This window comes from Mesobacillus persicus (genome assembly GCF_900109925.1).
Taxonomy (GTDB): domain Bacteria; phylum Bacillota; class Bacilli; order Bacillales; family Cytobacillaceae; genus Mesobacillus_B; species Mesobacillus_B persicus.
Genome location: NZ_FOBW01000001.1, coordinates 471,404 through 489,493 on the forward strand (window position 1 = coordinate 471,404; position 18,090 = coordinate 489,493).

The 18,090-nt window shown below is 39.9% G+C and carries 22 protein-coding genes, 4 tRNA genes and 2 other RNA genes; 4 read left to right on the top strand and 24 right to left on the bottom strand.

Features of this window, described 5'->3' with window-relative positions; genetic code table 11:
• Positions 1-134: 134 nt before the first annotated feature.
• Complete coding sequence (locus BMX30_RS02315; RefSeq protein ID WP_090740759.1) at positions 135-740, bottom strand: fumarylacetoacetate hydrolase family protein; 606 nt, start codon at positions 738-740, stop codon at positions 135-137.
• A 26-nt stretch (positions 741-766) separates the two neighbouring features.
• Positions 767-1,612 (bottom strand): alpha/beta fold hydrolase, encoded by an 846-nt coding sequence (locus BMX30_RS02320; RefSeq protein WP_090740761.1) that lies wholly within the window; start codon positions 1,610-1,612, stop codon positions 767-769.
• A 239-nt stretch (positions 1,613-1,851) separates the two neighbouring features.
• Here BMX30_RS02320 and BMX30_RS02325 point away from each other — a divergent pair, with 239 nt between their 5' ends.
• Positions 1,852-2,436, top strand: a complete 585-nt coding sequence (locus BMX30_RS02325; protein ID WP_090740763.1) for an HAD-IA family hydrolase — start codon at positions 1,852-1,854, stop codon at positions 2,434-2,436.
• Positions 2,437-2,506: 70 nt separating this feature from the next.
• Here the strand turns inward: BMX30_RS02325 and BMX30_RS02330 are convergent, their stop codons facing one another.
• From BMX30_RS02330 to BMX30_RS02350, 5 genes are all read right to left on the bottom strand, one after another.
• Complete coding sequence (locus BMX30_RS02330) at positions 2,507-3,157, bottom strand: hypothetical protein (protein ID WP_090740765.1); 651 nt, start codon at positions 3,155-3,157, stop codon at positions 2,507-2,509.
• 38 nt (positions 3,158-3,195) lie between these two features.
• Complete coding sequence (locus tag BMX30_RS02335; protein ID WP_090740767.1) at positions 3,196-3,411, bottom strand: hypothetical protein; 216 nt, start codon at positions 3,409-3,411, stop codon at positions 3,196-3,198.
• A gap of 40 nt (positions 3,412-3,451) precedes the next feature.
• Entirely contained in the window at positions 3,452-3,664 is a 213-nt protein-coding gene (locus tag BMX30_RS02340; RefSeq protein ID WP_090740768.1) for a hypothetical protein, read from the bottom strand.
• 148 nt (positions 3,665-3,812) lie between these two features.
• On the bottom strand, positions 3,813-5,315 hold the full coding sequence (locus BMX30_RS02345; protein ID WP_090740770.1) for a malate:quinone oxidoreductase: 1,503 nt from the start codon (positions 5,313-5,315) through the stop codon (positions 3,813-3,815).
• Positions 5,316-5,972: 657 nt separating this feature from the next.
• Complete coding sequence (locus BMX30_RS02350; protein ID WP_090740772.1) at positions 5,973-6,455, bottom strand: hypothetical protein; 483 nt, start codon at positions 6,453-6,455, stop codon at positions 5,973-5,975.
• A 183-nt stretch (positions 6,456-6,638) separates the two neighbouring features.
• Here BMX30_RS02350 and BMX30_RS02355 point away from each other — a divergent pair, with 183 nt between their 5' ends.
• Positions 6,639-7,451, top strand: a complete 813-nt coding sequence (locus BMX30_RS02355) for a carbonic anhydrase (protein ID WP_090740774.1) — start codon at positions 6,639-6,641, stop codon at positions 7,449-7,451.
• Between the two features lie 116 nt (positions 7,452-7,567).
• Here the strand turns inward: BMX30_RS02355 and BMX30_RS02360 are convergent, their stop codons facing one another.
• From BMX30_RS02360 to BMX30_RS02375, 4 genes are all read right to left on the bottom strand, one after another.
• Complete coding sequence (locus BMX30_RS02360) at positions 7,568-8,434, bottom strand: alpha/beta hydrolase (protein ID WP_090740777.1); 867 nt, start codon at positions 8,432-8,434, stop codon at positions 7,568-7,570.
• Between the two features lie 283 nt (positions 8,435-8,717).
• Entirely contained in the window at positions 8,718-8,831 is a 114-nt protein-coding gene (locus BMX30_RS02365; RefSeq protein WP_139195373.1) for a biofilm-forming protein, read from the bottom strand.
• A 54-nt stretch (positions 8,832-8,885) separates the two neighbouring features.
• Positions 8,886-9,266: a hypothetical protein gene (locus tag BMX30_RS02370; RefSeq protein ID WP_090740781.1), complete on the bottom strand. Its 381-nt coding sequence runs from the start codon at positions 9,264-9,266 to the stop codon at positions 8,886-8,888.
• Positions 9,267-9,574: 308 nt separating this feature from the next.
• On the bottom strand, positions 9,575-10,435 hold the full coding sequence (locus tag BMX30_RS02375) for a manganese catalase (protein WP_090740783.1): 861 nt from the start codon (positions 10,433-10,435) through the stop codon (positions 9,575-9,577).
• 235 nt (positions 10,436-10,670) lie between these two features.
• On the opposite strand from BMX30_RS02375, the gene BMX30_RS02380 reads away from it, so the two are divergent.
• Entirely contained in the window at positions 10,671-10,889 is a 219-nt protein-coding gene (locus BMX30_RS02380) for a hypothetical protein (protein ID WP_090740785.1), read from the top strand.
• 159 nt (positions 10,890-11,048) lie between these two features.
• Here BMX30_RS02380 and BMX30_RS02385 read toward each other — a convergent pair whose 3' ends face one another.
• The 6 genes from BMX30_RS02385 to BMX30_RS02410 form a co-directional block, all read right to left on the bottom strand.
• Positions 11,049-11,678: a hypothetical protein gene (locus BMX30_RS02385; protein WP_090740787.1), complete on the bottom strand. Its 630-nt coding sequence runs from the start codon at positions 11,676-11,678 to the stop codon at positions 11,049-11,051.
• Between the two features lie 527 nt (positions 11,679-12,205).
• The gene (locus BMX30_RS02390) at positions 12,206-13,144 is read right to left on the bottom strand and encodes a ribose-phosphate diphosphokinase (RefSeq protein WP_280139923.1); all 939 of its coding nucleotides are present in this window, start codon (positions 13,142-13,144) and stop codon (positions 12,206-12,208) included.
• Between the two features lie 214 nt (positions 13,145-13,358).
• Positions 13,359-13,598 (bottom strand): hypothetical protein, encoded by a 240-nt coding sequence (locus BMX30_RS02395; protein ID WP_090740789.1) that lies wholly within the window; start codon positions 13,596-13,598, stop codon positions 13,359-13,361.
• A gap of 27 nt (positions 13,599-13,625) precedes the next feature.
• The gene (locus BMX30_RS02400; RefSeq protein ID WP_090740791.1) at positions 13,626-14,060 is read right to left on the bottom strand and encodes a glycine/sarcosine/betaine reductase selenoprotein B family protein; all 435 of its coding nucleotides are present in this window, start codon (positions 14,058-14,060) and stop codon (positions 13,626-13,628) included.
• A 42-nt stretch (positions 14,061-14,102) separates the two neighbouring features.
• A complete protein-coding gene (locus BMX30_RS02405; RefSeq protein WP_090740793.1) occupies positions 14,103-14,603 on the bottom strand; it encodes a redoxin domain-containing protein in 501 nt (166 codons plus the stop codon).
• Between the two features lie 513 nt (positions 14,604-15,116).
• A complete protein-coding gene (locus BMX30_RS02410; protein ID WP_090740795.1) occupies positions 15,117-15,374 on the bottom strand; it encodes a hypothetical protein in 258 nt (85 codons plus the stop codon).
• A 518-nt stretch (positions 15,375-15,892) separates the two neighbouring features.
• Between BMX30_RS02410 and BMX30_RS02415 the strand changes: the two genes are divergently transcribed.
• Positions 15,893-16,192 carry a hypothetical protein gene (locus BMX30_RS02415; RefSeq protein WP_090740797.1) on the top strand — a complete coding sequence of 100 codons (300 nt, stop codon included), beginning with the start codon at positions 15,893-15,895 and terminating at the stop codon, positions 16,190-16,192.
• 68 nt (positions 16,193-16,260) lie between these two features.
• Here the strand turns inward: BMX30_RS02415 and BMX30_RS02420 are convergent.
• The 7 genes from BMX30_RS02420 to BMX30_RS02450 form a co-directional block, all read right to left on the bottom strand.
• Positions 16,261-16,332: transfer RNA gene (locus tag BMX30_RS02420), tRNA-Gln, on the bottom strand.
• 54 nt (positions 16,333-16,386) lie between these two features.
• Positions 16,387-16,475 (bottom strand) — tRNA-Ser (locus BMX30_RS02425).
• 15 nt (positions 16,476-16,490) lie between these two features.
• Positions 16,491-16,566: transfer RNA gene (locus BMX30_RS02430), tRNA-Ala, on the bottom strand.
• A 10-nt stretch (positions 16,567-16,576) separates the two neighbouring features.
• Positions 16,577-16,760, bottom strand: a non-coding RNA gene (gene ssrS, locus BMX30_RS02435) — 6S RNA.
• A 44-nt stretch (positions 16,761-16,804) separates the two neighbouring features.
• Positions 16,805-17,169: a transfer-messenger RNA gene (gene ssrA / locus BMX30_RS02440) on the bottom strand.
• Between the two features lie 10 nt (positions 17,170-17,179).
• Positions 17,180-17,270 (bottom strand) — tRNA-Ser (locus BMX30_RS02445).
• Between the two features lie 381 nt (positions 17,271-17,651).
• Complete coding sequence (locus BMX30_RS02450; RefSeq protein WP_244532485.1) at positions 17,652-18,086, bottom strand: GIY-YIG nuclease family protein; 435 nt, start codon at positions 18,084-18,086, stop codon at positions 17,652-17,654.
• Between the last annotated feature and the right edge of the window lie 4 nt (positions 18,087-18,090).

Here is an 18,090-nt window from a genome sequence, read left to right on the forward strand (position 1 = left end):
CTATCCAGGGACGGTTCTTCTGCTTCCAAGTCACAAAAAAAAGCCGGGGAAAAAACCCCCGCCTCGTACTTTATCCTTATTCTTTCGCCTCTCTTGATTTGGTCTACAATTAGTCGGAAGCACTAGAACCGTCCCTATTCGACCGTAAATCGCCCTTTTTCTTCTTTTCCCCAGTACAGTTGATAAAGGTCGCCGCTATGTAAAGGGCCTACTCCTTCTGGTGTTCCAGTAAAGATGATGTCTCCTTCTCCTAGTCCAAAGCAGTTTTCACACTCATCGATAATGGTTTGTAAATTAAAGATCATATCCTTGATTTGTCCCTTTTGAGCGAGATTTCCGTTTTTCAGAAGCGAAAATTCTGTGTTGTAGGCTTCTTGTTCGCGAATGTCCCAAAAAGGGGTGACGATGGCTGAGTGTTTAAATCCTTTAGCTCTTAGCCATGGGTGGCCTTTCGTTTGTAATTCTTTTTGAACCTCACGTAGCGTTAAATCTAATCCAAGGGCAATTTGACTAACAACATCCCAAACACTTTCCCCTTGTTTCACTTCCCGGTCTATTTTTAAAACAACTTCAATTTCATAGTGAACCTGCCCCAAATGCTGTGGTACGGAGATTGCTTGACCATTCGTTTCAACAAAAGCTCGACTCGGTTTTGAAAATAATACAGGTTGCTGCGGCAAGGCATTTCCTAGTTCTTTTGCATGATTTGCATAATTTCGACCTACACAAAATATATTCATTCCGTTCCTCCCAGCGTTCTTTTAGTCTAAACCGTCTTCTTTACATGTAAAACAGACTGATAATGCTCTTTTACCAGTGGTATAACTTGCTGAGGTGCCTCAATATGGATAAAGTGGCCCGTCTTTGGAATTACATGGATGGTTGCGTGTGGGAATTGTTGCTCCCGAGTTTGATAAGCGTATTCAGGTGAAATATAAGGGTCCTCTTCTCCCCATAAAATCGTAACAGGATTCTTTATCTTACACAGTTCCTGATAAGGTTCAATTAATTGACGGTTAGCCGAACGATACAATTCTAGAACAACGTTTCGAGTTTCTTCCGTCAGAAAGACAGAATAGAAGTCTTCCAAGATTGCCTCTTCAACAGACGGAATTTCGTCTTTCATATTGGTCATCCACTGTTCTTTATTCGCTGCCATGCTTTTCATGACCTCTTCACCAACACCAGGTGTTTGCCATTTTCTTGCAAGAGGGTGCCACTTATAGCCTGGAACTAAAGAGGAATCACTAATGATCAAGCTTTCTACTTTTTCCGGATGATCGCAAGCCCATCTCAAGCCAATGAGTCCACCCCAATCATGGACAACTAGATGAACCTTTTCGATGGCTAACGCTTCCATTAAATCATCAATAAAACGAAGGTAGTTTTCCCAGGAGGACGTATATGGAAAGCGATCACTTTGGCCAAAACCCGGGAGATCGGGTGCAATTGTTCGATACCCTAATGAAGCAATTTCAGGAATCAGGTGCTTCCATAACATACTTGATTCTGGCACCCCGTGGATGAGCAACACCGGCGGATCACTTTGCAAACCCTCGTCAAGATAGGAAATTTTCTGACCGTTAAGCATTAGTGTTTTTTTAGTGAGCATTTCATTTCCTCATTTCTTTTATGTAATCTTTCATATTGTAAATATTCAGTTAAATTATACCATTCTAGTAGTAGAGAGTTAAATGAAAAATTAGATTCATAGACATTGGTAAAAAGCAGCCATATTCATAGGAGCAGCAGATATAAAGATGTTTAATAAGGTTATTGGTTCTGTTGTCTTTTTATTAAAAGTACGCTAACCTCTATAAAACAGAAGTCTTTTTTGAAAAGAGGGATTTGATGAATGCATTATGGGATTTTGATGGAACACTCTTTGATACGTATCCGTCGCTAGTAGAAGGATTTGTTCATTTAAGCGGAAAGGAACTAGACAAGACAGAGGTGCTTAAATGGCTTAAAAAAGATTCGAAAACGGCCTTTAAGCATTATGGGATTGACGAATCACAGAGGGACGAATACACGAGGTTACATGGGTATTATTCAAAAAAAGATAGCCAACCTTTTGATGATTTAGAGAAGGTCCTATCTCGGATGGATAACAATTTTATCGTGACCCATCGAGATAAAGAGTCTACCCTATTTCTCCTTGAGAAATTTAATTTGAGCAAATATTTTACAGAGGTTGTATCAGTAGAAGAACAGGGGTTTACGAGAAAACCTCATAGCGCCTCTTATGAATATGTCCTAGAGAAATATAAGATTGACTTGGTCGTCGGTGATCGTGACTTAGATTTAATCCCCGCTCGAAAGTTAAACATTAAAACCGTTGCTTTTCAAAACGAAAATATTGAAGCGGATTACCATATTGATCGCTATGCAGATTTTATCCCAGTAGTGCTGGAGCCACTTTTAAAATCAAAATAGACCCAAAAAGGACCTTCATTTAGAAGGCCTTGAGGTCTTTTCTTTTAAATTTAACTAGGTTACAGGTAACTTACCAATCAATATACCGAATGTCCGCCCCAAATAATTTATCTGCAACCAGCTTCCCATCCCTATCCAAACCTCTAATCGTCCAAGTTTCCTCTGAATATTCGTCAAGGACAAAGAAGGCGAAGTGATTGATGACCTTTTGGACATGATACTGATCAGGATTTTCCTCGACCGTATTCATTGAGAAATCGTAGGAATCGAATGGCGTTATTCCCTCAAAGTGACCACCCACAACAATTGCTTCTATGTCTGAATTTTCAGCTGTTTTGACACCAACCAGAAAACCATTCTTTTGATCATTCCCCACTCCCGCAACTTCAAAGGGTTTCCCTTCCTCAATAAAATAACCATTCGTGCCACCATCATAATGATATAAGAAGCCGTAGCTTTGTTTTAACTGCGCTAAACCAAATGTATGATTAAAGCTATCTTCATATAGAATCGCTTTCCCATAAACCGTGTCGTACGAATGAATTTCTTTCACTTTTCCTGGGATCGCATCAATTGCTGAAAAGCGAAATCCAAACAATAAAAGAGTAGTAACTAAAAGAATCGGTATAGTTATCACCAATACTTTAGCTTTCTTTATAATTAAGAGGATGAAAGAAACGACAGTGGCTAAAACCAATATAATCATTATCAAAGTCTCCATCAGCTTTCTCCTTCCCTCTTATCCTACCTCATAAAACCTTACTCTTTCTGACTATGTTTACTCTCCAATGATTTTCGATAATTAGCATCAATAACGAGATCGCCAACACCCATGGCAAGAAAACCATTAAGTAGACCAAATATTGGGAGGATCACATCTCCACCGCCGTTAGAAAAAAATGACATGATTAGCACAACGATGCTAAAGGAAACAAACACCAAACCTAGTATGTATAAAACCCGACCGACAAACACATTGATCACTCCCGCTTAATGCTTAAAATGAATCCCTCATTTATCCATCCATTTCACAAGAGAAATAGATAATCTTTACGCCAGATTTCTTTAATTCTGGCATTCCGCCTTTGTCATAACATTCCTCAGCCAAAGTTTTCGTTTCTAGATAACTAAAGTAAAATTGCAAACCGAAAAACAAACCTACTACTAGTAAAATAGCTGAAATCAGGATAGTAAGTCTTCTCGTTGATATCGTCTTGATAAGTTTCATAAAACCTCCCGTAAACTAGTTAATTGGATATAGGATACACAGTCCTTTTTAGGGTGAATTTCACCTCAAAAAGAAGAACCTTAATCCATAGTAGATTAAGGTTCCGTTCGTTCCTTGGTAATCTATTTTTCATCCCTAGAAGATATTGTTAAGAGAAAACTGGTATTTTTTTTTCAGTAAGACCAAGTGTCTCTGCTGTTGAAGTATGAACTTCACGTAACAGCTTCGGATTCTCCATTAATGACAGTCCATATGAAGGAATCATTTCTTTAATTTTCGCATTCCACTCGCCGACATGATCTGGGAAACACTTTTCAATAATCTCCAGCATGACTTGAACGGCAGTAGAAGCACCTGGGGATGCACCAAGCAATCCTGCGATGGTCCCATCTGCTGAGGTAACAATCTCCGTTCCAAATTGAAGTGTTCCTTTCCCGTCTTCGGTATCCTTGATTACTTGCACACGTTGGCCCGCAACAACTAAATCCCAATCTTCACTCTTTGCGTTCGGAATGAACTCGCGCAACTCTTCTAGGCGCTGTTCTTTTGTTAACATCACTTGCTGGATGAGGTATTTTGTCAATGGGATGTTTTTAGCACCTGCTGCCAACATCGTTAACAGATTATCCGGTTTTACCGATGTAACTAAATCGAACATGGACCCCGTTTTTAGGAACTTCGGTGAGAAACCAGCAAATGGTCCAAATAGTAACGATTTTTGGTTATCGATATACCTTGTGTCCAGATGCGGGACAGACATCGGTGGAGCACCAACCTTCGCTTTGCCGTAAACCTTGCCATGGTGCTGGGCAATTACGTCAGGGTTTTTACATACCATAAATAACCCACTTACCGGGAACCCTCCAATATTTTTGCTTTCGGGAATACCGGTTTTTTGCAGTAAATGCAGGCTTCCACCTCCGCCACCGATAAAGACAAACTTTGCCTTATGATGTGTGATATGACCGCTTACTAGGTTGATGACTTTCACTTCCCACATGCCGTCGCTCGTACGTTTAATCCCCTCGACACTGTGTTGATAGTTTACTTGAACATTTTGATTTTCTAGATGTCCAAACAACTTGCGTGTTAAAGCGCCGAAGTTTACATCTGTACCTGAATCGATTTTCGTAGCTGCAATCGGTTCATCTGAGTCACGTTCTTGAATCATAAGCGGAATCCATTTTTTCAGTTTTTCAGGATCCTCGGAAAATTCCATCCCTTTAAATAAAGGATTGTTTGATAGCGCTTTAAAACGATTCCATAAAAACCTTACATTGTCATCCCCTTGAACAAAGCTCATATGGGGAATTGGCATAATAAAGTCTTGTGGGTTTCCGATGAGTTTCTGTTTAACAAGATAAGACCAAAACTGCATGGAAACTTGAAACTGCTCATTAATTTTTATCGCCTTACTGATATCGACCGAACCGTCCGGTTTTTCAACTGTGTAGTTAAGTTCACACAATGCTGCATGGCCTGTTCCTGCATTGTTCCATTCGTTTGAGCTCTCTTCTCCTGTTTTCGATAGCTTCTCAAATACTTTAATGTTCCAGTCTGGTGCTAATTCCTTCAGAAGTGTGCCCAAAGTCGCACTCATGATTCCAGCACCAATTAAGATAACGTCTTGGTTCGTTTCTGTGTTATTCATTTTTACCTTCCTTATACCCTGGATTCGCAGAAAAGATGTAGGCACGAATATTCACCCACCATTCTGTCTCTTATATAGTCATTTAAAGTGTATTACAATCGTGTAAAGATTAGAATATTACTATTATATGATAATTATAAATTATTTAAAAGCGCTTGAAAAGGGAGAAGGTCTAAGAACAGCCAAAAACCTGTGTTACTAACAGCGAAAATCAAAGCCTCCGATTGAAGATGATCCTTTGACTAACGTATATACCCTATTTTCATACCCTCCTATTTTACCATGTAATATCACATCCGCCTAAAATAAATGTAGAAATGAACAAAAGCGCAAGCGCCCAAATCAGCGGCGTATGGCCTGGAGCTCCAACTGAGATAAATTCGGAGGCGCATTCGTGCTATACGTAATTGTTGCGGCGGTAAAATCCAAAATCGATTTTACCCAGAGAGCAAAGGACACTAGCCGCTGGAGCTGGATACTAAAAACGCATACAATTTGCCACATCCCTTCCCTTTTATAATTTTTCCTGACGACGAAAAAAGCCCCTCTCTCAATTGAGTTGGGGCTGAAAATGTTTCATTTACTTAGAGCTTTGAATTTTCTCAAGGAACTGCATTTTCCTATTCACCCGCTAAGTGTTGCTTTCGTAGTCGGCACTTAGACTGTCAGATCACGAGTCGACCCTTTCATTTTCTCGTACAAAAATTGTACTCCATATAACAGATACGCTTTATAGTTTATATAAAAGAAAAACTGAAAACGACTTAGCCGGTTGAGACGAATGATTTTAATTTTTTTCAGGACATCCATGACAACAAAAGCAAAGACTCCATCAACAATTGCATTAAGTAACACAAACTTTTTAAAGTTTCCGAACGAAAGTTTAAGTATCCACATCGTTAAAGGCATATATGGGCCAATACTAAAAGGAAGTTCATCCTTTATAAAAGCTTTTGGCTTATCATAAAATTTCCACCATTTTCGCTTATGCCCATACAGATGATTCACTATCTCAAAAAGAATAATAAACATACCTGTAAAAGAGTAACGTTTTACATCGCGCTTTCCCATAAACAGCAGCGATAGCCATGGAATCACAATGATCGATAGATTAAACCAGAAGTGTTTCTTCGATATCATACGCAAATTTCACCTCAATTTACTTAATTAGACTCTATTATAAAATATCCAATTAGATAAAAAAAAACCGCCTGGTTTAGTCGATTTTCATTAAATTCAATGGGCGCTTTGAATACTTTCAGCTCAACCAAGTCATATTATTTACGATATGTAAATTAATTTTAGTTGGAAGGATGGTTTTCAATGCAAAATCGCGTTTTGTCTTGGCGTTTTTTAAGTATTTCTTGGATATGTTTTGCCATCATTGCATTCGTTTTCCCGTTCGGAAATCCACATGCTGCATCCGCTGCAGAAACGATAGAATGGTCCTATTCAGGTAAAACCGGGCCAGACTATTGGGGTGAGTTGGACCCTGCCTTTGTGAAATGCACGAAGGGCACCACGCAATCGCCGATTAACATTAACCCCTCAGAAAGCAAGGAATCGGATCAAGAAGAGGTTGTTATTCGTTACAACCCTACTAATTACACAGTAATAAATAATACTCATACAATTAAAATCATACCTAGCAACCAAATCAATTCATTAAGAATTGGAGATGAAAGGTATGTGCAACAAGAATTACATTTTCATTATCCAAGTGAACATCAATTAAATAACAAAGAATTTCCACTTGAGCTGCATCTCGTTCATAAGAACGCGAAAGGTGATTTAGCGGTCATCGGGCTTTTTGCTAAGGAAGGAGAGAAAAACGGCTTATTTCAGATCCTTACTAACTATTTCCCTAGCACTACTGGCTCGGAGAAAGAGATTAATGAAACCTTAGATTTAACAAACCTGCTTCCAGATGAAAAAGAGGTCTATACATATGATGGATCATTGACGGTTCCTCCTTGTACAGAGGGGGTAAAATGGATTATTTTTAACAAGCCTATTGAATTGTCTAGACAGCAAATAAAGAAGATCACCGACCTTCACCCTGCAAATAATCGACCTTTGCAACCAATCGGAGAGCGAGAAATAATGAAAAAAAGAGTTAGTGTCGGCGGAAACTAACCCGCTTAACACAAATAAACGCTCAGAAACCTTCATCTGAGCGTTTTTGTGATAATAATAATTAATCGTTGATCTATGATGATTGTCGGCGAATCCCTTTCTACGTCTTCTTCTAGCTATAGCCTTCCCGCTAACGTCCACAACGCCTTCTGTTGTTTCTCAACCTGATGGTCTAACCAGGTGATAAGGTCACTTAAAAACTTTTCCTTACCAGATTCATCAAATGGGCGGTGCTTCGCTGAAGGATATTCCAGAACCTGTTTGTCCTCGGAGGCTACTGTATTAAAAAAGCGCTGCAACTTTGTTGGAGGGGTGATTTTATCCTCCAGTCCATATTGCAATAAAAATGGGCGGTCAATCGACTGTGCACCATCTACTACCCTATTTACCGCTTGGAGCAAACCACGCCCCAAACCTGGTGTTGCTGTATTGTGACGCAAGCCTTCAGGGTTATACTTGGCAAGCAACACTGGATCCTTCGTGTGCAGTTGAAAGTTACCAGACTTTGTAATTCGTAAGTCAGGTTTAATCCGCCCCATTAAGGTAATCCCAACACGTTCAAATGGCTTCACTTCATAGGAGATTCCAGGTGAAATCGCAACAATCCCAGCAATCCCCTCCCCATAATCGATGGAGTAATCCAGTGTAATCACGCCACCCATGCTGTGTCCAATGATGTAAAGGGGCAAACCAGGTTGATCGAGAGCGACGAGCTTGCGAAACGCATGTAAATCTCCTCTAAATTCTCTCCAACTGCGAATATATCCCCTTTTACCAAAGCTTTTACCATGCCCGCGCAAATCAAGTGCATACACGATATAATCCTTTTTAACCAAGCTGGTGCTTAAATTGTTCAGCCCTCCACTATGGTCGCCAAACCCATGAATTAATATAACGGCCGCCTTGGGAGCCACTTTTGGTGGGAGCACTCGAAAAAATAACTCTGCACCACCGACACCATTAAAGGTCCCTTGTATTATCATTTTATGTACTTCCTCCTGTTGTAAGCGACACTAAAATTGTGAAGTGTCCTACTAAATTCATTTTATTATAAAGCAAATATAATAAAATTTCATAAGTTAAATAAAACTGACACAACTTCTTCTTATCTTTCTGTACGTTAACTTACTTCACTGCCTATTCATATTTTATCCAATCAGGGATAGCTAAAACCAAACTAAAGGCGGATTTGCGATAATAAAGAGGCTTCATATATTCTCAAAAAAGACCTTTAAGAAAGAGGAGCCCAATAGGCTCCCCCCAACATTATTTGCTAACCCTTGTTTGACGATTTTTCGAGTTGTCCACTTTAAAAGCTGATTCGGTTTCATGGTCTTTTTTTACTTGCTCGATGCTTGAATTTCGAATCTTCTTATCCATATTCATTCCTACCTCCTCACGAACTATTATCCAAATGGAAAGTATTTCATTTCATTATTGCTGGAAAGTTGAATGCCCACCGTAATGAGATTGTTGAAATTGGTTTTGATTTTGGTTATAGAGTGGCTGATGCATTCCAGATTGATTTCCATAGAATGCATTGTTGGTTGTTAGCTCCTGTTGCATTTGATTACACATGTTAACTACTTCTTGGCAACGCTGAATAGCTACATCATGATTGTGTATACTTTGTTGAATGTATTGAACCGCTTGTTTTTCTCGACGGAGAATTTGTTCTAACATTTGAACATTTTGTTGTTCTTGCTGCATCATCATGCGATATTGTTGGGTGCCTTGTTGTGTTTGTTGAATCAATTGTTGAGCAATTTGACGTGTTTGAGCGATCTGCTGCAATCCATGTTGTGTTGTATGCATTCTTTCATCCCCCTAAATTGTAATAGGTAACACAAGTTATAGTGTGCTCTCTATGCGCCCTCGAATTCGGTTATAGTACCCGAACCTAATACCAAAGAATCCACCAATCCCCTTCTATAAAAAATTAATTTAGGGGAATTAATATAGTAAACCCACCCTTACCAAGATTGGTTGTTCTTGGTGGTTATGCCAAATTAAATCGACCTCTAATACGAATCAATTCAATACCCATCTGAGAAAACATCGATGATAAAAAAAGAAGACTCCGGCGTTGGACCGAAATCTGCTGTCTTTAAACTGTTGCTTTTTTAGTACATACTTGGTGGGATTTTTCCAGATTGACCCTTAATTACAGCTGGCAGAGTATCGTGAATATAAGGCGGCGCTGGTTTTAATTTTGGTTTGTTTCCATATGGAACTGGATTTTCAACAAAATTGAATTGACCTTCCCCATCCATACTCGGACCATTTGCCCATCTTCCTGTAGCACTTTCGTTTCCAGCCGAATAATTGAATAAAGTATAGGAAACTTCTCGTTTTTCCAGATGGTTAGGGAAAGTACTTGGAACCACAACGTTTTCTTTTGCTTCAAGTTCTTTTATGGCGGCGATCCATTGGTTTTGATGCATTGTATCTCGAGCAATCAACCAAGACAACATATCTTTAACCCCGCGGTCATTTGTTGATTCGTATAAACGAACAGCCTGAAGACGACCTTGTGATTCTGAGTTTAGATTTGCACGGAAATCCGCAAGCAAGTTTCCACTTGCAATAATATAATCTGCTGTCCATTTGTTTCCAACACTATCCGCTGGCATCGCACCTAGGCCGGAAACGATGGCATGTTGGGGGTTCATTCCTCCAAGGATTGCACCGATTACCGGATCCTTTGCAGCTGTTTCTAAATCTCCAACTGGTGCACCGTCTAAAAGTCTTGCAATCATCGTCGCGAGCATTTCGATATGAGCTAACTCCTCAGCCCCAGTATCCATCAAAAGATCTTTGTACTTCCCATTCCCACGGACAGCCCATCCCTGGAATAAGTATTGAAGTGCAACTGAAATCTCTCCGAACTGGCCTCCTAAAATTTCTTGAAGCTGTTTCGCGAATATTGGATCTGGCCGTTCTGGTTTTGCATGGTATTGTAATTCTTTCACGTGATAAAACAATTTAACATCCTCCCCAGTTATAAATAGTAATACTTGCAAGCATTCCTCTCGTTATTTTATTTAGTAATGTCTTTTAGGTGTCTGTCCATTAAAGCTCAACATACCATCCGGCATAATTGGGCTTCCGAAATAATAAGGACAAGGTAGACATGATACATCCTTACTGAAGGTACATAGAATGCGAATAGAAATTTATCATCATAAGTTTGTACTTTTATTTCTTGGGAGGAAATCAATGAAAGTTGAAAAATTGATTGCCGACGAGTTACAATGCATGTTCTTAGATGGAAAGCTAGAAGGATTTAAAGAAGAATATATCAATCTTGTTACTAGAAAATTAAGAATAGGAGAACTAGCCTTAAGCGATTTAATACAAAATGATCCAACTCTTAAAGACAAAATAATAGAGGCTGAGGTCCGAATCGTTTCGTACAATATTGAAGGATTTGTATAACTTTTGGTGAATGCTCAATCTACCATTAATGGAGAGTAATTCTAAGTAACATAAAGTAAAAGTGAACAGTGCGGCTTGAGCACTGTTCACTTTTGCCTTATATTGATTTAGGACGTTCGTACATGAATCCTCAGAAATTAGGAAGCAGGAGAACCGTCCCTAGAAATCCAAGTAATAAATGGCGTTAAGGGCGAATTGGAGGATTTCTCGAGATTGAAAGGCGTTTTCTTCTAGTCCAATGGCTTCGGAAAAGGCTTCGTAATAGTCAAAGATATTTCCTTCTTCCCCGTAAGGGAAGGATAAATAGTGGAAACCGTATTTACCCTCGTCTTTTACTACAGAGTAGGCCAACAATGCATTCTGCGGTTCTTTCTGAACATTTAACAAGTAAATTCCTTCAACCTCTAATATTTTACCCGCTTGATCCGTTGCTGTAAGTAAGCCATCATCGATTCTCAAATAAAGACAGAAGTTGGTGGAAGACAAATACTCCACATCAATATAGGGTTCTTCCATACTCAAAATATCTTTGCTCTCTTCTTTACTTAAGATGACGGTTTCCTTTCCTGTTTTATAATAAAAGGCCGTAACAAGAATCGCCGGTAAAACAGAGTCACTCACTTTGCTTTCATTTTCTTCGCCAACCACTTCAATTACCTTTTCCTTAACATGATTTAAATTGGTGGCTTCAACAAAGTCTAATTTCGCTGCTAGCAGTTCATAAAAATCCCCCATCGCCAAACTGTCCCAGTTGCTTTTCATTGCTTCAAATTGATGGTTCTCCGTCATAAGCTACATCCCTCCAACAATTTTTTCGTCTCTCTTATCCGCTTTGAATCGCAACAAAAGGTGAACCACGATCGCCGAAAACTGAAGATGCTAAATAAAACCTACCTAATGTTAAAATCCCTAATATCTTAGTATATTTTCACATATTTTAATTATGACAAAGCGTGGGGACGGTTCTAATGCTTCCTAGGATAACTGAATAGAGGTTGAAGGTCCGGTTGGTGAACTAAGTGGGTGGTAAAAACAGAAGAAAGGTCTCCAATAGGTGGTCTTGGTGACCTAAGTGGGCGGGAAAACTACAAGAAAGGTCACCAATAGGTGTTCTTGGTGACCTAAGTGGGTGCGTAAACTGCAAGAAAGGTCACCAAAAGTGTTCACACCCAGTTTTAAATTGAATGAAACAAAAAAAGGAAGGCTTTCTGCTTTATCGCAGAAGCCTTCCCTTTTCATTCTTACCCCTGTTTATTTCCATCTAATCACTTTCACCATACCATTTGGGTCCCACCAGTAAGGTGAAAACGAATGCCTTATTCAAATAAAGGACTAACTGCCTTTTCATTATGAATGCGATCAATCGCCTCCACAAGCAGCGGAGCCACAGAAATCGTGGTAACTTTCATGCTTGATTTTTCAGTCGGTTGCTCGATGGTATTCGTCACAACTACTTCTTTAATCGGCGAAGATTCGATTTTATAAACGGCATCACCGGTGAATACAGGATGAGTGCAACCAGCATAAACAGCTTTAGCCCCATTTTTTGCCAAGGCCCTCGCAGCTAAGGTTATGGTACCACCTGTATCAATTAAATCATCGATAATAATTGCGTTTTTCCCTTCGACAACCCCAAGCACATTAGTTGTTTCCTCATCGTTTCTTTTATCAATAAGAGCAAGTGGTGCATTCAAGAGATTGGCCACTTTTCTCGCTCTCCCAATACTCCCACTATGCGGAGCGACAACAACGACATCGTCTAACTTTTTATCCATAAAGTACTGCGCAAGAATCGGAACCCCGATGAGGTGTTCAACAGGAATTTCAAAAAAACCTTGGATTGCAGGGGTATGAAGGTCCATGGAAAGAACTCGATGGGCTCCAGCCGCTTCTAAAAGGTTCGCAACTAACTTCGCGGTAATCGGTTCCCTCGAACGCGCTTTTCGATCTTGGCGACCATACCCGTAGTACGGAATCACCACATTGATTTTACCAACGGAAGCTCGTTTTAATGCATCAATCATAATCAAGAGCTCAAGAATTGATTCATTAACAGGGTACGAAGTCGATTGCACAACAAACACTTCATTTCCCCGAACACTTTCTTCTATATGTATTTGGATTTCACCGTCACTAAATTTGGCTACAGAACATTTTCCTAGCTGACAACCCAATAAATCCGCCATTTCTGTTGCTAGCTTTCGATTCGCATTTAATGCAAACATTTTAAAATCACTGTTAAGTTGATAGGTCACCTTAATCCTCCACACAATTTGACTTACTGCTTAGTTACTATTTTTAGCTTATCATTTTTATTTTACTATAATCATTTGAGATATACGAGTAGAAAAAGGAAAAGAGATCAAGTATCATAATAAAAATCTTCTAAAGCAACAAAGATTGAGAAAAGAGCCTTTTAAAAACACAAAAAGGACGAAGCAATAAAATTGCATCGTCCCTTTTCCTATCTTAATAGCTCGGAAAGTTTGATTCGTGAATATGACCCGGCTCCTGCTTTTTCCTTAATTCTTCTAAAGCAGCCAATAATACTTTCGTTTGCGTCTGTTTATCATGTGGTTTTCCTAAGGAATGGCCAAATTCAAAACCGACTGGGTGAATCGCTCGAGGTGGTCTCATTAAGCTTGATTGTTCGACATCAAGCGTGATGAGCGTCGTCGGGATTCCTTGTGCTTCAATTCCACGCTGCACTGTAACTACAGTGCGATGACAAAGAGGTCAGCCAGCTGTTAAAAGAACAGCATCCGCTTTTGACCGCACAACCTCTTTAACCAACGCAGGAATCGTCTCTTTATTAATCTTATTTAATCTCATCGAGTAGCCCATCATTGTGATATGCTTTTCAGCTACTCCACCAAGGTCGCCATCATCGACCATTTCCCTTAAGCGGTCAATCGGAAATACACAATTGATGTCTTCCTTCGGGTAATCGGTATTATAATGGTCCTTTGGTGCGGCATGAGTAACCGTTAAGTCTTTTGGATCAACATCTCCTGGGATGATGCGATAGGTCGCATCCCCTTCAGCCGGATCGGTGTTATATGGTTCCTGATCTTTCAGGTGCACACCAGATGTTGAGACAATCATAATCGTTGTTTCATGCAGCGGCCGAGTAACGGGTGTATATGGGATCGCTTTTCTTGAGAGTTCCATACACAACCTCCCTTTTTCCTTCAGTTTTTTTACAATTGAAATTTAAAGTTTACGTAACACATCGAATAATTCTTCATTATCTGGTTGCTCACCAAGTGGATGAACATCGATGTAACGGACAATCCCTTCCTTATCAATAAGGAACAGAGCACGTTCAGACGCTCCATAAGCTGGTTCATCTGGATTTTTCCGAAGAACACCATACTTTTCTGAAACTTCTCCATGCGGGTAAAAATCAGAACAAAGTGGGTAAGAAATCCCACCAATGGATTTCGCCCATGCATCGTGACTGTGTACACTATCAACGCTGATACCCAAGACCTGGGTATCGAAGTCTTCAAAACGAGGAAGATCATCCTCGTAAGAAGGCATTTGCGCGCCTCAGACTGGGGTCCAATCTAGAGGATAAAAGCATAAAAAGACATTCTTAGACCCGCGGAATTCACTTAAGGAAACTTTGCGGTTACCATGAGCTGGTACTACAAAATCAGGTGCTTGATCACCCAACTTCAACGTACTAGTTTCACTAGCTCCTGCTGGCATACTATCTCCCCTTTCTTAATCATAAATCGTGCTAAACAACTTCAGTATCGACCATTTTCTAGAACATTATCCTCTTTTTCATGAGTAAAGATGAGATTTTTCACATACTCTAATCAGGTATGCCTACGGGTAAAAGCTAAGATGATACAATAGTGGCGCTTAAGAATAGAATCTATTCATCGCATCCTTTAATACAACAGAAAAAAGCCAACTATCAAATGTAGCTGACTACTAATAAAACTTTTGCTTACCACTTCTCAATATGTGTTAACTTATTGCTCACTTCCCAAAGCAGAGACCATGTATTTTGGTCATATGATTTCTTTGACGACTTAACGAAGGAATGATTTTCACCAAAATAGTGACCTGTCACATCTGTACATAGTTGTAGAGGCCCTTTTCCCAATTCAAGCATTGGAGCCGGTAATTAACCAAACTTTTTCACTCATGTCGTAATCAACTTTTTCCCCATGAAAAAAATCAATTCCTTTCTTTAACTCCCGGCAATAGAAATTACGTATCCTTCTTTTTTCCTGCTCTTAGATAAAAATTCGTTGCTAGTAGTATATGAATAACTGGAATGTATTGAACCCAATAGAAGGGAGGATAGCCGCTAAAATACCAAGCATCTGGATAAAGTAAAATGGCGCTTATTATCATTAAAATCCATGAACGTTTAACAAGAGCGTATATTAATGTAAAAACTGAAACGATAAGTAATGGATAGAACAAATCGAAAGAACCCAATAGGAGACCGATTAATTTCTCCAAGTTACACCCTCCCCTAACTACTGTGGATAGCATCACTTAACCCTTTTTCATAGAAATCACTTTTTAATATTTAGCTAATATACTGCTGCTCTAACTGGACTTCCTGTTAGTTTCAAAAAACAATAACCTTCCCACTGTTCTGTTGTAAAAACTCATATGGAATATATATTACATACCATTAAAAGATTATCCTTCGTCAAAATATAAAAAGTGGTATCTTTATCGGAAAAATCCATGAAGAAAGACCCCAGAAAAGAACTTATCAATCTACTCAGAAATAGGTAATACGCACCCACCAAAGGGACGGTTCTTCTGCTTCGGAAGCAGAAGAACCGTCCCTTTGCTGTCCCTGCGGTATAATAAGTAATGGGGCTGATATAAAAAGTTATATAACGCGTTTAATTATTATGAACTAGGTCTTTTGGGCTGTTCACACAAAGGTGCGGACTATAAAATCATAAAAATAATAAGGGTTTAATTAAAATCAATTAGTAACGGTAGGTAGAAAGGAGTTCCATATGAGGAGAATAGACGAATATTTTGAAACAGCTATGGAAGCATGGGGTATGATGCAGAAGACTACTGGAGATGAAGGCGCAGAATGGGCAGAAAGATTTGAGCGCTACTTTTATGAATTCATTCATGAATTAAAAAATTGGTGGGCAACTCTTCATCCTAAACCAACAACGATAGAAGATGCCGAGGAGTTACCTGAAATAAGAAAATGGATGGAACAACTCCCGGCACCTTTACAACTAAATTTCCTTACTGAATTAGAGGATATCGTAGATGGGATTGATACAGAACGGTTTGATTAAGAAAATGAATATCAAACATACAAAAACGCCGACCCTAATCAGAGTTCGGCGTTTATACATTGATGTTACTGGGCTAGCAGGATTCGAACCTGCGAATGACGGAGTCAAAGTCCGGTGCCTTACCGCTTGGCTATAGCCCAATGTAGGGATTAGAGTATGTAGGTAAAACACATTTTATGCAAAAAAAATAAACCTGGCGGAGTTGGAGGGATTCGAACCCTCGCACGCTTGCACGTCTACTGCATTTCCAATGCAGCCCCTTCGGCCACTTGGGTACAACTCCAGTTATGTTATGTTTTGGTGGAGCCTAGCGGGATCGAACCGCTGACCTCCTGCGTGCAAGGCAGGCGCTCTCCCAGCTGAGCTAAGGCCCCATAGTAAATTTGCAATCCCACTTATGCCGTTCTCCCAAGATGTTTTATTAACCCGCGCTTCTCGCAGGTGGGTTTCCGCATCATGATTTCTGCTATCCTAAACAAGTAGGCGCAGCATCCATCAAGCAATATAGGAATCCCGAATAAATAGTACGGTTAAAAACATATAAGGCCAACGAACACGGCAGGACTGACGTGGTGCCGGCTAAAGGACTTTCACCCTCTAGCACGGCCTATTTGGTGGAAATGATGGGAGTCGAACCCATGTGCAGAAATATTGCCACTTATACGTCTACGAGTGTAGTCAGTATCATTTGGTTTCGCCTGCTTCGATAGCCTACTGACAGGCATGGAAGCTGCTAGTCTGATTAGTCTCTTCCTTCTTCCTCAAACGGTGGAATCCGGCGTAGTCCACTACATTTGAGTCCCTTGCCCTACCACATGGACGATGGAGGGAGGAACCGCAATCAGCTGTTTTTAGGCAGCGAAAGCGAAGTTGTTTTGTTGTTTGCCAGTTATAGGCGTTGACGTTTTTAACGTGGACGGGTCCCCACGACTCGCAATATAAGCTCAAACTATCCCTGTCGATACCAGGACATTCCCATAGAAAGAATGGCGGAGAAGGAGGGATTTGAACCCTCGCGCCGGTTGCCCGACCTACACCCTTAGCAGGGGCGCCTCTTCAGCCACTTGAGTACTTCCCCATTTTTCCTAACCACGATCACCCGTATCGGTATCGCGTACAAACAATATAACACGAGAAAAAAACCCTGTGCACCTGTAAATTTTTGTAACTCTGGAAAAGCATGGGGACGGTTCTTCTGCTTCCAACTTTCTCTTCCAAAAACAAAAATCTGGTTTCAGATTGCTTGTCTCTCCATTATGTATTAAGCATTTACCTAGTTAACCCTGTCTCATGGCAATGATTTTAAATGGGGTAAAACGTTGAAAACATAAGGCAACAGCTTAATAGATAACTTGTACACCTGTACTATTTCTTTCAATTAGTGCAGCATGGGGACGGTTCTTCTGCTTCCAACTTTCTCTCACAACCAAAAAATGTCCTATGAAAAGATGCTTACTAATCATTTTTTGTTATTACGACTTATCTCTATATGAGGAATATAGAATAGATGCGAAGCACATTTGCAATCGGAAGAGCCGAACCCGTGAACAGGCACGGACCCGTTATTTTCTTTCATTAACCTACGAAAAAGCTGACATTCCCCTTCCTCCCCAGGGTAGGTTTGGAACTTCTCTATTTTTAGATACGGCCTTAAGTAATCAAAATGCCAACGAAACTTTTTATCTATTCTCAAGTGCCTTGCGATCCTCGATTGAATATTTTTCTTCGCACTCCCAACATAAACATACGTACCTTTTTCAAAAGAAAAAGAACCGAGTTTCCCAATAGCAATTTCTCTGTTCGCTTTTGGCATATACGTCTGAATTGCATAAAGTGTGTCCCCCTGATCATAAATAACCGGCTGTAAAGATGGCAGATCCTTATTTTCAACCAAATCA